At 64.8% G+C, this 13,670-nt stretch carries 10 protein-coding genes and 1 pseudogene; 8 read left to right on the plus strand and 3 right to left on the minus strand.

Annotation, left to right across the window (positions count from 1 at the left end):
* Positions 1–9: 9 nt before the first annotated feature.
* Positions 10–1,002 carry an LLM class flavin-dependent oxidoreductase gene (locus tag AMYHA_RS07765; protein WP_051399649.1) on the minus strand — a complete coding sequence of 331 codons (993 nt, stop codon included), beginning with the start codon at positions 1,000–1,002 and terminating at the stop codon, positions 10–12.
* 188 nt (positions 1,003–1,190) lie between these two features.
* Positions 1,191–2,696, minus strand: a complete 1,506-nt coding sequence (locus AMYHA_RS07770; RefSeq protein ID WP_157361919.1) for a purine-cytosine permease family protein — start codon at positions 2,694–2,696, stop codon at positions 1,191–1,193.
* A 413-nt stretch (positions 2,697–3,109) separates the two neighbouring features.
* Between AMYHA_RS07770 and AMYHA_RS07775 the strand changes: the two are divergent.
* A pseudogene (locus AMYHA_RS07775) lies at positions 3,110–4,406 on the plus strand (IS701 family transposase).
* 24 nt (positions 4,407–4,430) lie between these two features.
* Here AMYHA_RS07775 and AMYHA_RS07780 read toward each other — a convergent pair.
* Positions 4,431–5,111: an SRPBCC family protein gene (locus AMYHA_RS07780; protein ID WP_034269480.1), complete on the minus strand. Its 681-nt coding sequence runs from the start codon at positions 5,109–5,111 to the stop codon at positions 4,431–4,433.
* 212 nt (positions 5,112–5,323) lie between these two features.
* Here AMYHA_RS07780 and AMYHA_RS07785 point away from each other — a divergent pair, with 212 nt between their 5' ends.
* From AMYHA_RS07785 to AMYHA_RS25600, 7 genes are read left to right on the plus strand one after another with little or no spacing between them, the layout of a single operon-like run.
* Entirely contained in the window at positions 5,324–7,696 is a 2,373-nt protein-coding gene (locus AMYHA_RS07785; RefSeq protein ID WP_034276307.1) for a xanthine dehydrogenase family protein molybdopterin-binding subunit, read from the plus strand.
* Positions 7,693–8,565, plus strand: coding sequence for an FAD binding domain-containing protein (locus tag AMYHA_RS07790; RefSeq protein ID WP_034269482.1), 873 nt, complete (start codon positions 7,693–7,695; stop codon positions 8,563–8,565). The genes AMYHA_RS07785 and AMYHA_RS07790 overlap by 4 nt, the downstream gene beginning before the upstream one ends.
* Positions 8,566–9,048, plus strand: coding sequence for a (2Fe-2S)-binding protein (locus AMYHA_RS07795; RefSeq protein ID WP_034269485.1), 483 nt, complete (start codon positions 8,566–8,568; stop codon positions 9,046–9,048).
* The gene (locus AMYHA_RS07800; protein WP_407919878.1) at positions 9,045–9,938 is read left to right on the plus strand and encodes an AAA family ATPase; all 894 of its coding nucleotides are present in this window, start codon (positions 9,045–9,047) and stop codon (positions 9,936–9,938) included. Before AMYHA_RS07795 ends, AMYHA_RS07800 begins: the two co-directional genes overlap by 4 nt.
* A complete protein-coding gene (locus AMYHA_RS07805; RefSeq protein WP_051399651.1) occupies positions 9,931–11,049 on the plus strand; it encodes a vWA domain-containing protein in 1,119 nt (372 codons plus the stop codon). The genes AMYHA_RS07800 and AMYHA_RS07805 overlap by 8 nt, the downstream gene beginning before the upstream one ends.
* 9 nt (positions 11,050–11,058) lie before the next feature.
* Entirely contained in the window at positions 11,059–12,114 is a 1,056-nt protein-coding gene (locus AMYHA_RS07810) for a DUF917 domain-containing protein (protein ID WP_034269488.1), read from the plus strand.
* Complete coding sequence (locus AMYHA_RS25600) at positions 12,111–13,664, plus strand: PucR family transcriptional regulator (RefSeq protein WP_051399652.1); 1,554 nt, start codon at positions 12,111–12,113, stop codon at positions 13,662–13,664. The genes AMYHA_RS07810 and AMYHA_RS25600 overlap by 4 nt, the downstream gene beginning before the upstream one ends.
* Positions 13,665–13,670 lie beyond the last annotated feature (6 nt).

Genomic DNA, 13,670 nt, shown 5'->3' on the forward strand with positions numbered 1-13,670 from the left:
TGTCAGGGGTTAGCGGTTCAAAGCGGGGAACACGGCATCCGCGCAGAACTGAAGCTGTTGTGCTGCCGCGTCTCCATCGACGGGAGACAGCACCACGCTGGTGGCGCCCGCGGCGAGCAGGCGTTCGATCCTTTCGGTTACTTCGTCCGGGTCGCCCGCGACCGCCAGCTCGTTGACCCATTCGTCCGGCATCTCCCGAGCGAGTAGGTCGGCCCCACCCCGCTCGAGGAGTTCACGGAGCTGGTCGTTGTAGCCGAAGGGAGCTGTCAGGGCGTTGTGCGGTCCCACGGCGGAGAGATACAGCGCGACCTGCTGCCGAACCGCGGCTTTGGCGCTCTTGCTGTCCTTGTTGATACTGAAGAGTGCGAACGTGGGGATCAGGTGATCCTTTCGTCCGCCCTCATTCATGCCTGCCGTGATGTGCTCGGTTGCGAAATCGAGGTACTTGGTTCCGCAGAGCAGGCTCATGACCGTGCCGTCGGCGATCTTGCCCGATAGCTTCAGCGATTTCGGGCCAAGTACGCCGGTGAGGATCGGGACCTCGACTTCCGGCCGATGCGCGAGGGAGACCGAATGAAAAGCGAACTGCTTTCCCTCCGCATCGATGGTTTCGCCGTTGAGTAGTCCGCGGACGGAGTTCACGCACTCGGTGAGCGCGGTCAGTGGTGACTTCGCCGTGACACCCATTTGGTCGGTCCAGAACGGCACGCCGTGCCCGACCCCGGGCAGGAAGCGTCCAGGGTGCGCGAGAGCAAGGGTCGCGATCTCCATGGCCGTGACCGCGGGATGCCGGACGACCGATGCCGCGACCCCCAGCCCCACCTTGACCTGACTCGTCGCGCCGAGAGCGAGAGCCGCACCGGTGAAGCCGCCGTAGCAGAAGTAGTCTTCCGCGACCCACACCTCGGAGTATCCGAGGTCTTCTGCCTGCCGCGCGAGCGGCCCGATCTGATTGGGGGCAGTAGCGGTGGCGATGAACGCGCCGACGGGGATGCCGCTCATGGAGTCTCCTTAGCTCGATATCAGCTGGTTGGCCAGTACTCGCAGTGTCGCGCGCTCAGGCCCGGCGAGCACCGGCGTAACGCGCAAACATCCCCTCCACGGATTGCCGGTCTGCACAATCCGCTGTTCCCCTCGCCGGGACCGGGCATGCGCGGACGACCAGCGCATGCCCGGTCCCGGTCGCCTGCTCAGTCCGATACCGATAGCTGTTGTCGGTCCCCTGACACCGGCTTCGAGGCTTCGCGGTGGGCGGCCTTGAGGAATGCCCCGCTTGCTTGCGCGCAGGCGGCGCAAATGGCCTGGTGTCCTGAGCTCGGATCGCGGTCCATCTCAAGGGCCACATAGGCTTTCGCGCACCGATGGCAGCGCACTCGTGCCTCCCAGACATCGCCGACCTCGGTTCGGGGGTCGTGGGATCGACGCAGTTCCGCGACATCCGTCTTGCCAGTCGACAACGCTATCCATTCCCCGATCGCGGAGATCACGAAGGCGGCGGGTAAGGCCCAGGTCGCTGTCCACGATGTCTGCTCATCGACACTGAGCATGATCATTCCGATTCCGGTACCGACTGCCCACGCGCTGAACGAACGCCAGTTGACGGGTCGGACCCGGCCGGGGCGCCATTCGGGGCCGGTGTTCTGGTGACGCTTGCGGGTACAGGCGAGGAACACGAGCGCGCAGGCCGTCCAGGACACGCACAACACCGACTGGTAGCGCAGCGCGGCGAGAATGTAGGTGAACACATCGCTGAGCATGATTACGTAGACGATGGCGCCGACGATCAATGCCCAGGCGATCCTCGGCAGCTTCAGTTTGAATACCTTGGCGGAAACGTTCTCCAGGTTCGTCGTCGCCAGGTAGAAGTTCGCGGTATTGATCCGGGTTTGACTCACCCACACGAACAACAGCCCCCAGATGCCCATGAGCTGGACGATGCCGACGACGCCGGAGATCTCGGAGAGCGGTCCGTCGGTGGGAATAGTGAGCGCGATGAAGATCCCGATGATGCCGTTGATCAGGATCGTGAACAGGTAGAACCCTGGCCCGAAGGTGAACCATCCGTTGATCCGGGAGTCGCGCTTAGTGGTTCGCGCGAAGCGCGCGAAATCCCACGTCGCCATCATCAGCACCCAGTCGCCCAGGTAGACAGTGAATGCCCACCACCATCCGGGACCGGAGACGGCGATGGTGTCCGGCTGTTGCGTGAGCCAGTTCGCCGAGACGTCGAACTTGATGGTCGCCCAGATGGTGACCGCGCCAAGGCCGAGGACGTAAAACGGAAACAGCAGCCCGTTGAATTTGTCGAGGAACACGCGAAGGCCACCGAAGACGAGTGGCACGCTGTACAGGACGACGACCAGGTACCACAGCTTGATGTCCATGGCGCCGAAATAGTGCTGGAACGCTACCGCGATCACCGAGCCTTCGAAGACCGCGAAATATGTGGCGATGATGGCGATCGTCAATGGCGCGATCACGCCGCCATTGCTGCCGAACAGGCTGCGGGAGAACAGGCTCACCGTCGTTCCGGTGCGTGCGGCATAGACCGAGAGCACGTAGTTGATCGCTCCGTAGACCACTACTGAGAGAACCATGCCGATAATCGCGTCCTTGGTGCCCACGGTCAACGCGACGAGCGCCGCGATGATCAACCAGAACATCGCGCTGGCCAGCGCCCACCAAGCGCCAAACATTGACAACGGCCCGAGTCGCCATGAACGCGGTACGACGTGAGAGCTGTAATCCTCCGTAGCGGCCTCACGGAGGACTTGCGGATCATCGTGGTGGGTTACCTCCAACGGAGGTAGTGGGGGAGTTGTGCTCATAACGTGCTCCTCGCCGATCGGTGGGGATTTCGTTTATCGTGCGGCGAAATCACGCACAGATCATCGGCTGCTTGCACAAAACTGGCCTGCGCGTTCGACGGGATGAACAACTAACGGGTGACGAAAAATAAGGCACCCGCACCGGGTGCCTTATTGAGACCATGCTGATCCTAGAGGCTAGTACGACAGCGGTAGATCGTGATCTTGGGCGTGGTGGCGTGACATGAGGGCGGCCACCGCGTGATCATGCCGGGTTTGTGTGGAACCAAGTTGATCTTGCGGTGGCCGCGGCTGCCAGTGTAGACCCTGGCGTGTTCGGGGCGCGATTTCAGGATCTGTTGGCACGCATCTGTGGCCGGTTCGGCCGTGTAGAGCCGCGTCGCCACGCCGAGGACCTGGTGCGCGGGCTGGTCTCGGAGGTGCCGACGAAGAACTGTTGGACCATCGCTGAGCATGTTGGACACGCCACGCCGGAAGGGCTGCAGCACCTGCTGCGCCGGGCGGTGTGGGACCACGACGGCGTGCGGGACGACCTGCGTGACTATGTGGTCGAGCGCCTCGGTGCCGAACGGGCCGTGTTGGTGGTCGATGAGACGGGCGATCTCAAGAAGGGAAATCGCACTGTCGGGGTGCAGCGCCAGTACACCGGCACCGCTGGTCGGATCGAGAACTCGCAGGTCGCGGTGTATCTGACCCTATGCCACCAGTCGGGGGCATGCGCTGATCGACCGGGCGTTGTACCTCCCGAAATCCTGGGTCGCCGACACCGAGCGGCGTGCTGCTGCGGGGGTGCCGGGCGAGGTGGAGTTCGCGACCAAGCCCACGCTGGCGCGCGAGATGATCCTCGCCGCGCTCGACGGCGGCGCCACCGCGTCCTGGGTGGCTGGCGACGAGGTCTATGGTGCCGACCCGCGCCTGCGCAACGCACTGGAGGATCGCGGTGTCGGCTACGTTCTGGCCGTTGCCCGCAGCCACCCCGTGATGACCGCGGCGAGAAAGCTCCGCGCAGACGCCATCGCCGCCCGCCTGCCCAGATGCGCCTGGCAGCGTCTCTCCGCCGGAGCGGGTTCCAGGGGCCAGCGGTTCTACGACTGGGCTTGGATCACCATCGACACCGCCAAGCCGGGGCAGCGATGGCTACTCATCCGCCGCAACAGCAGCACCGGCGAGCTGGCGTTCTACCGCTGTTACGCCCCGAGCCCGGTGCCGCTATCGGAGCTGGTGCGTGTGGCCGGACGGCGTTGGACCGTGGAGGAGTCGTTCCAGGCCAGCAAAGGCCTGACCGGGCTGGATCAGCACCAGGTTCGCCGCTGGGTCTCCTGGCACCGCTGGACCGTGCTGGCGATGCTTGCCCACGCCTACCTCGCCGTGCTCGCTGCCACCGAACGCGAACGCCACCCGCCACCCGACGGGTTGATCCCGTTGACCTGCAACGAGATACACCACCTCTTCAACGTCCTCATCGCCCGCCCGATCAGCGACTTCAGCCACCGACTGCGCTGGTCACTCTGGCGACGGCAACACCAGTACCGCGCCAAAACCAGCCACTACCAGCGACGCGCACGAACCGAACCATGAACATCTCGATCTACCGCTGTCGTACTAGATCGCAATCACGACAACGGCAACGATCGCCGCCAGTATCACAAGAGGAATCGCGACACGTTTGATAATGGGCCAGCCCGCGACCCCGATGATGTTGATCGCGTCGTTGGTGGACGTGCTGTCGTCGTGATTCGCATCCACCATTCGCAGATCAGCGGACCGTCCGCTGGGAGCATCGGTCTCGCCCGCGGCGTTGCGTGCCCCGTGCTGTGGCTCGTTGACGGCGGCCGGATGGGTAGCGCCAAGCTGATGTGCCAGGCAGTCGGCGAACTGGCCGAGGAGACGGTTACTGACGTCCTGCATGACACCACGGCCGAACTGGGCCGGTTTCCCGGTGACCGTGAGTTCGGTGACGACGTTGACCCTCGTCTGGTCACCCTCCGGTTCCAGTGACGTTGTGATCGTCGCGGACGCCGTACCGGTCCCCTTGGTCTCCTTGCCGGTAGCTTTGATCACCGCCCGGTAAGCGGTGTCGTCACGCTCAACGAACCTCGCCGTGCCGCTGTAGGTGACCTGAACGGGACCGAGCTTCACGCGGACACGACCGGTGAAGCTGTCGTGGTCCACGGTGTCGAGTGTCGCTCCAGGCAGACACTGTGCGACCTGCTCGATATCGAGCAGGATCTTCCAGGCCTCGGACGCGCTCAGCGGCACGGTGAACGAGTTCGTCAGCTCCATATAAGACTCCTTGGTGGCTATTTGGCTCCATTCTTGGCGCGTTGCCGGTGTTGGCCAACTGCCTTTTCGCACAGAAGCGACCCCGCAGATTTTTCGCGCTGCACAATGCGTACTCGGCGGATCGGCGGGAGGGTATGGAAAGGCGCGATTTTTCGTTCGTCGCGCTGGCCAGACCCGGGGCCGGCCGGGATAAGAAGACGTGGGAGGACACCGTGGTCGAGCAGAACGCCCACGAAGGGTTGATCGGGGCCCGGGTGCGCCGGAAGGAAGATCTCAGGCTGCTGACCGGTCGCACGCAGTTCGTCGATGACGTTCAGCTGTCCGGCATGCTGGAGGCTGCCGTCCTCCGTAGTCCCGTGCCTCACGCGCGGATCGTCAGTATCGATGTGAGCGAAGCGCTGGAACATCCTGGCGTGTACGCGGTGATGACCGGTGCCGAGGTAAAAGAGGCGGTGAGCTCGCCGCAACCGGTGATCTGGCGCATGATTCCCGACCAATTGATACCCGACGGCTACCCGCTCGCTGTCGATAAGGTTCGTTACGTCGGTCAAGGGGTCGCCGCGGTCGCGGCCAAGGACCGCGCGACGGCCGAGGACGCGCTTGAGCTGATCGACGTCGAGTACGAGGAACTTCCCGCTGTCGCTTCGCTGGAGGACGCCCTCGCGGAGGACGCCCCGAAGCTGTACGAGGACTGGCCAAGCAACGTGAGCGGCAGTACAACAATCCCCAAGGGTGATGTCGCCGCCGCGTTCGCTGATGCTGACGTGGTAGTCACCGAATCTTTCCGGTTCGCCAGGCAGACCGGCGCGCCACTTGAGACGCGAGGCGTCGTGGCGACCTGGGATCCGTACACCAGCCACCTCGACATCTGGCTGTCTACTCAATCGCCCAACCTCGCGCGGGACCTGCTGGGTGAGGTCCTCGGCATCTCGGTCGACAAAATCCGAGTTCGCACGCCCGATGTAGGTGGGGGCTTCGGCAACAAGTTCGACTTCTATGGTGAGGAGATCGTCGCCGCCATACTGTCGCGGAGTACGGGACGGTCGGTGAAGCTCATCGAGGACAGGATGGAGAGCTTCGTCGCGAACGCGCACTCACGTGAGCAGAAGATCGATGTCGAGCTCGCCGCGACGTCCGACGGTGCGATCACCGGACTGAGGGCCACTGTGTACGCGGTGCTGGGTGGGCAGCTCGGCACGGTCGGCATCGGGCCATGCTGGACGACGGCGGCCCTGATGACCGGGCCCTACGACATCCCCAACGCGGAGCTCTCCGTCGTTGGTGTCATGACCAACCGCTCTCCGTACGGTTCCTACCGCGGTTGGGGCCAACCGAAGTCGAACTTCGTTCATGAACGGATGGTCGAGTTGCTGTCTCGGCGCATCGGCATGGACGCACAGGAGATCCGCAGGAAGAACTTCGTACCTCCCGACGCGTTCCCGTACGCCAGCCCGGTGTTCTTCTATGACAGCGGTCGTTATGCCGACTGCCTCGACCTCTGTGAGAAGTCAGTCGAGCAAGCGGGCTGGCTTGAACGTCGCGACAAGGCTCGCGCTGACGGCACCGCGGTCGGGATCGGCTACTCGTTCCATGTCGAGATCACGGCGTTCGGCCCTAGCCGCATCCTCAACATGGCTGGATTGCAACACGCTGGCTTTGATGAGGAAGTCGTGCGCATCGACTCCACCGGCCACGTCACCGTCTATACCGGACAGAGTGCCATGGGGCAGGGTGTGCAGACCGCGCTCGCGCAGGTCGCGGCCCAATCTCTTGGTGTGGCACTGGACGACGTCACGGTTGTCGTCGGCGACACCGACACGTGTCCGTACACGGGTTACGGCACCGGCGCCAGTCGTGCCGCCGCGGTCGGCGGTGGTGCGGTGCTCACGGCCGCGACGCGCCTGAAAGAAAAGGTGCTCCGTATCGCTGGGCAGATCTTGGAGGCTTCGCCAGAGGATCTTGTTGTCCAGGACGGCCGGGTCTCGGTGACCGGAGCGCCGGACAAGTCGATCAGTATGGCCGAAATCGGCGACGCCTCGTATCGACGCATGAACGGGCTGCTTCCTGAGACCGAGTCGCCCACGCTGGAGGAACGGGAGGTGTTCGATCCAGCCAACGTCGCGTTCTCCTATGGGTGCACCGCGGTACTGACCGAGGTGGACACCGAAACCGGCGAGGTTCGGCTGCTGGACTACCTCATCGCGCACGACTGCGGAACCGTGATCAACCCGCTCATCGTGGACGGCCAGCTCCACGGCGGCGCGGCCCAGGCGATCGGCGGCGCGCTCTACGAAGAGCTTGTTTACGGCGATGACGGGCAGATCCAGACGACCACGTTCATGGACTACTTGATCCCGACGGCGACCGAGATCCCGCCGTTCCGGCTCGAGCACATGGCCACGGTCGCGGACCACATTCCCGGCGGTTTCAAAGGCATGGGGGAGGGCGGCACCATCGGCGGCGGCGCGGCCATCGCACATTCGGTCGAGGATGCGCTTTCTGACTACGGCGTCTCCATCACATCGCTTCCGATCACACCTCCACGACTGCTGGCCGCGATGCGGGCCGGGAAGGACAACGGATGAAGGCCGCGACTTTCGAGTACGTTCGAGCGACCTCGGTCGACGAAGTTGTACGGACACTCGCCGATGATGAGGACGCGAAGATTCTCGCGGGTGGCCAGAGCCTCGTGCCATTGCTCAATATGCGGCTCGCGCGGCCGACCACGATTATCGATATCAGTCGGATCGACGACCTGTCGTACGTGCGCAGGGCGAATGGTCATCTCGAGATCGGAGCGCTGACCAAGCACCGCGTTGTGGAGACGTCGGAGCTGGTGCACCGCCATGTCCCGCTGCTCGCCGACGCGTTGCGGTATGTCGGTCATGTGACGATCCGCAACCGCGGCACCATCGGTGGCAGCATCGCGCACGCTGATCCCGCGGCGGAACTGCCTGCCACGTGCGTCGCGTTGGACGCCCAGCTCGTGGTCCAGGGACCACGAGGTCAACGAGTGATCGCAGCGGCGGACTTCTTCCACGGTTACCTCATGACCGCGCTCGATCCCGAAGAGGTCATCACCGAGCTGCGGGTCCCAGTCCTCGCGAAGGGAACTGGGTGCGCGGTTGAGGAGCTCGCCCGCCGGAGCGGTGACTTCGCGCTTGTCGCGGTGTTCGCCGCGGTGACCCTTGAACTGGACGGCACGTGCCGGGAGGCCCGGATCGCGGTGGCCGGTGCGGGACCGGCGCCGGTGCGTGCCACAGCGGCCGAGGCCATCTTGAGAGGCAATGCGGTCACCACTGACGTGATCACGGCCGCGGCCAATGCGGTCGCCGACGCGACAGACCCGCCCAGCGACATCCATGGTCCCGCCGAGTACCGGCGAGAGATGGCTGCCGTGCTCAGCCGCCGGGCGATCAAACAGGCAACCAACCGAGCGAATGGTGGTGTGTAGATGACTGGCAAAGTAACCGTCACTCTTAAGGTGAACGGTCGCACGTTTAGCGCTGACTGCGAGCCCAGGAAGACGCTCGCCGACTTCCTGCGCCAGGACCTCGGATTCACCGGCGTCCATCTCGGCTGCGAGCACGGCGTATGCGGAGCATGCACCATCAGCGTCGACGGGAGCACCGCGCGCTCCTGCTGCATGCTCGCCGTGCAGGCAGAGGGTACGGAAGTCACCACGGTTGAGGGACTCGCGAGTGACGGAAATCTGCACCCACTGCAGGAAGCCTTTTGGAAACACCACGGCTTGCAATGCGGCTTCTGTACCCCTGGGATGCTGGCCGCCGCGTCCGAGCTGCTTGAGGACAACCCGGATCCGACAGCGGACGAAATTCGTGAAGGAATTTCAGGTAATCTGTGTCGCTGTACGGGCTACCAGTTCATCGTTGACTCGGTCCAAGACGCCGCGCAGCACCTACGCTCGACGACGTGACGACACCAGTCGAGCCGCATCCGGCGTTCCCGACGATCGCCCATCTCGAGAAGGCGCTCCGTGAACAGGACTACCTGTCCGACCACGGGCTGGCGACCGCACTGTTCCTCGCGCTCGGTATGCGACGGCCACTGCTCCTTGAGGGTGAAGCCGGCGTTGGCAAGACCGAGGTAGCCAAGACACTGGCACAACTGCTCGGCAGTGAGCTTGTCCGGCTGCAATGTTACGAAGGCATCGACGCGGCGCAGGCCATCTACGAGTGGGACTATTCGCGGCAGCTGTTGTATGCGAGGGCATCTCACGAGCTGCACCAGGATCCGCGTCGCAGCGTAGGCGAGCTTTACGGTCCAGAGTTTCTGCTCGAGCGTCCCTTGCTGCGAGCTATCAAGTCTGGATCGCGCGCGGTGCTGCTCATCGATGAACTGGACCGCGCGGACGATGAGTTCGAAGCATTCCTGCTGGAAATACTCTCCGAGTACGCTGTCACCATCCCTGAGGTGGGCACGATCAGTGCGGAGTCGCCGCCAGTCGTGATCATCACCTCCAATCGCACTCGTGAGCTACACGATGCACTCAAGCGGCGGTGCCTGTACCACTGGATCGACTTCCCCACGCTGGAACGGGAGGTGGAGATCATCCGGTTACGCGTTCCCGACGCCTCGGAGCGGCTGGCGATCTCGGTGGCGACCGCGGTGTCCCGGCTGCGTGATCTTGACCTGATCAAGCAGCCGGGTGTGGCGGAGGCGATCGATTGGACGGCTGCGGTGGCTCTCGTCGGTGCGCACGAGATTGATGCCGATGTCGCCGAGTCCACGATCGGATCGGTGGTCAAGAACCGCGAGGACACTGAACGAGCTACGGCCGCGTTGGCCGAGACGTTCCATGACTGACGGATACGCTGACCTGGCCGGTTTCGGTGACCGGCTGCGACAGGCCGGGGTGGCGGTGAGCCCAGCCACGATGGTCGATTTCTGCGCGGCGGCCGTGCTCGCAGGGCCAGATGAGCTGTACTGGTCCGGCAAGGTGACACTCGTGTCGCGGCCGCAGGACCTACCGATCTACGACCGGGTGTTCGCGGAGTACTTCGCGGGAACGCCGATGCGGCGGACCCAGACTGTGGTACGGGCGTCCGATCAGACGCGTCTGGCCGACCTGCGCGATGACGAGGGTGACGAACTCGACGACGCCGATGGTGTGGCCAGCGCGACCGAGTTGCTGCGGCGCAAGGATTTCGCCGCGCTGTCGTCCGACGAGCTTCGCCAGCTGGCGGCGTTGCTTGCCGAGCTTAACGTCAGTCCTCCGCCGCGCAGGTCCCGGCGCTGGCGCCCGGCTCGGCGGGGTAAGCCGGACTTACGTCGTACCGTCCACCGCGCTCTGCGGTCGGCAGGCGAGCCACTGGAACGTCCCGCTCGTGTGCGTCGCTTGCGTGCACGCCGGTTGATCTTCATTCTGGACGTATCGCACTCGATGGTCGACTACGCCCGCGCGTTGCTGATGTTCGCGCACGCGGGCGCCCGTTCCCGTGCTCCGGTGGATGTCTTTTGCTTCGGGACTCGCCTCACCCGCCTGACGGCGATGTTGTCGCGGGCGACACCGGAGGACGTGCTCGCCCGAGCCGCGGACGTGGTGCTCGATTGGGACGGTGGGACGCGGATCGGTGACTCGATCAAGCAGTTCCTGGACAGCTGCGGGCACTCCGGCCTCGCTCGCGGGGCCGTCGTGGTCGTCTGCTCGGACGGTCTCGACACCGGGGACCCTGACGTGCTCAGCACACAGATGGCGCGGCTGTCCCGGCTCACCCACCGGGTCATCTGGCTCAACCCGCTCAGCGCCAGCGCGGGTTACGAGCCGTTGGCTCGCGGCATGCGTGCCGCACTACCGCACGTCGATGTGTTCGCCAGCGGTCACAACCTCGCCGACTTGCAGGAACTCGCTCACCTGCTGGCCGGGTTGATCGAACCGTATCGTCAGAACCGCTCACCCTCCGCGCCGATGCCGTAGAGTCCGACCATGTGGCAGCTGCGAGCGGAGGATGTGCGGACGCTCGCGCTCGGTGCCGCGCTCCTGGGCGGCGGCGGGGGCGGGTCGACCCGCGCGGCTGCGCTGGTCGCCGAGCGTGCGCTGCGGTTGGCTGGGCCATTGACGGTGATCGATGCCGCTGAGCTCGGTGCTGACGCCTATGCGGCGCCACTCGGGCTGGTCGGTTCGGTAACGGTCTTCGAGGAGAAGCCGCTGTCCGGGGCGGAGGTCGGACGCGCGGTCGCAGCGCTCGAGCGGTATTCCGGCGTTCGGTTGCACGCGGTGCTCGGATTCGAGGCAGCCGGTGTCAACGCGTTGCTTGCCGTTGCCGCGGCGGCCACCCTCGGACTGCCGCTCGTGGACGCTGACGGCATGGGCAGGGCCCTCCCGCAGCTGGATCAGACAGTGTTCACGTTGAATGGGCTGGCTGTCTCTCCCATGGTCGCCGCGGACGATAAGGGAGCACTCGCGGTGCTGGATGGTGTGGACGGTCTGCTGGCGGAGCAGTTGGCGCGATCGGCCGTCGTGACCATGGGTGGCTGGGCCGTGGTGGTAATGGCGCCGCAGCGAGGCGATGATCTCGCTCGGTACGCGATTCCGCGCACGATTCACCGCGCATTGCGAGTCGGGGAAGTGCTCAGCCAGCAAGACTACGGTGCCGTTCTCAGTAGCCACGGGGGTCGCGCGCTGTTCCGCGGCCGGGTCGTCGACGTAGAAAGAGGGCCGAGAGGTCGATTCGGCGGCGGTAGCGCGATCCTGCAACATCTCGACGATGCCGATCGCATGCTGCGGGTCGAGTTCCAGAACGAGAACCTGCTCGTGCTCGAGAACGGCGAGGTACGAGCCTGTGTACCGGACATCATCTGCCTGCTTGAGGCCGATCGTTGTCTGCCGGTGACCAGCGAAGACGTTCGGTACGGTCTCGAAGTTGACGTTCTGGTGCTGCCGTGCGCCGCGGCATGGCGCACGCCGGCGGGGCTCGGTCTGGTGGGTCCGCGCGCGTTTGGCTACGACGTACCGTATTCGATTCCGCGAGGTGAACCGTGACCGAAGTTGTGGACCGGCCTGTCACCTTGGCTGAGCTGCTTCGGCTGGAGGAGCTGGCCGGGTATGAGATCAGCGGTAGCAAGGACCGCCTTGACCGCGAGGTGCGAGACGTTGTCGTCGCTCAGGTCGGCGGCAGAACGACCATTGGCCGTGGTGCCCTTGTCGTGGCCGCCTACCGGCGCTCGTCGGGATACGAGGCTGAGCTGCTGTTGCGTAAGGCCGACACCGGTGGCGCGGTAGCGGTGATGTTGACTGGGGCGAGCCGGTTGATGTTGTCGACTCGCAGGCTCGCCGAGCGCCTCGGCATGCCGCTGCTCGCTCTACCGGACGCTGACCCGGTACATATCGCCTGGCGGGTGTCGCGTCACGTGCACGACCCCGAACGGTTCTCCGCGGTGATGCTGCCTCGTGTGCTACGCAGGCTGCGGACCCCGGTCACGAAACCGGATGAATTGATCACCATGATCAATACGGAACTCGGTGCATCGTCAGCGCTGCTGAGTTCGGATGGTGCGGTGGTCGCGGGAGAGCGTCCTGATGAGCTCCCCACGGCGCTGTTCGAACGTCCGGTTCCGCAAGCGATCGACGTCGTCGACGGGCACCTGGTGTGCGCCCCAGTATTCGTAGAGGACGTGCGCCGTCCAGAGCTCTGGCTCATTGCTCGGATACCGTCATCCCACCAGTACTGGGCGGAAGGCACCTTGCAGGCGTTGTCCGCCGCGGCCATGGCGGGAGCCAACTGGGCCGCACGGCAGCGGCTGGCGAGCGAGCGCGATGCGCGCGATCGGAGCACCCTGCTGTCAGAATTGATCGACACGGGCGGAGCGATTCCTCGGCATCTCGCGGAGCGCGCGGTACGGGCAGGTTGGCGGCTCGACGGCTGGCATACCGGAGTTCATATTCGCGTACTGAGCGATCCGGCGTCGGTAGTGCGACATACGGCACGGGTGCGTCGCGCGTTGGACGACAACGGCTTCTCCGGGCCCGTTGTGGAGCGGACCGACGGCTGGTCCTGTTGGACCACGGAGAACCGTGAGCCGCGGAGTGCTACGTATCGGGATACCACGGCGACGATACGTAAGGCTGTCGATGCCGTGTCCGATGACCTTGACGTTGTCGCTGGTGTCGGTAGGCCCTACACCGGGCCTCGCGGCATATCCACGACCTTACGGGAGGCGCGCGAGGCATGTCTGTTCGCTGACGCAGCCAGCAAGGGCGGTCGAGTGGAGCACGTGGACGAACTCGGCGTGCGGCGGGTGCTGGCGGACTGGTACCACGCGGAGGCGTTCCGGTCGTACGCTCGCACGCTTCTCGCGCCGCTGCTCGACGCCGGCGACGACCAGCTCGTGGAAACGTTGCGGACGTACCTCGAGCTGGAATCGTCGACGTCGGCTACCGCTGCCGCGTTACGGATACACCGCAACACCGTGATGCACCGGATAGGCCGCATCGAGCAGTTGCTGTCAATGAGCTTGTCCCGCTCAGACGAGCGGTTGGTGCTCCAGTTGGCGTGCCGGGTGTTGCGAGGCGGGGAAGAGCGCGGAGACTGACGCGCA

Origin of the sequence: Haloechinothrix halophila YIM 93223 (genome assembly GCF_000504245.1) — a bacterium.
GTDB lineage: Bacteria > Actinomycetota > Actinomycetes > Mycobacteriales > Pseudonocardiaceae > Haloechinothrix_A > Haloechinothrix_A halophila.

Coding starts and splice junctions, on each gene's coding strand:
- AMYHA_RS07765 (WP_051399649.1), bottom strand. CDS start 1,002: ATGAGCGGCATCCCCGTCGGCGCGTTCATCGCCACCGCTACTGCCCCC.
- AMYHA_RS07770 (WP_157361919.1), bottom strand. CDS start 2,696: ATGTTTGGCGCTTGGTGGGCGCTGGCCAGCGCGATGTTCTGGTTGATC.
- AMYHA_RS07780 (WP_034269480.1), bottom strand. CDS start 5,111: ATGGAGCTGACGAACTCGTTCACCGTGCCGCTGAGCGCGTCCGAGGCC.
- AMYHA_RS07790 (WP_034269482.1), top strand. CDS start 7,693: ATGAAGGCCGCGACTTTCGAGTACGTTCGAGCGACCTCGGTCGACGAA.
- AMYHA_RS07795 (WP_034269485.1), top strand. CDS start 8,566: ATGACTGGCAAAGTAACCGTCACTCTTAAGGTGAACGGTCGCACGTTT.
- AMYHA_RS07805 (WP_051399651.1), top strand. CDS start 9,931: ATGACTGACGGATACGCTGACCTGGCCGGTTTCGGTGACCGGCTGCGA.
- AMYHA_RS07810 (WP_034269488.1), top strand. CDS start 11,059: ATGTGGCAGCTGCGAGCGGAGGATGTGCGGACGCTCGCGCTCGGTGCC.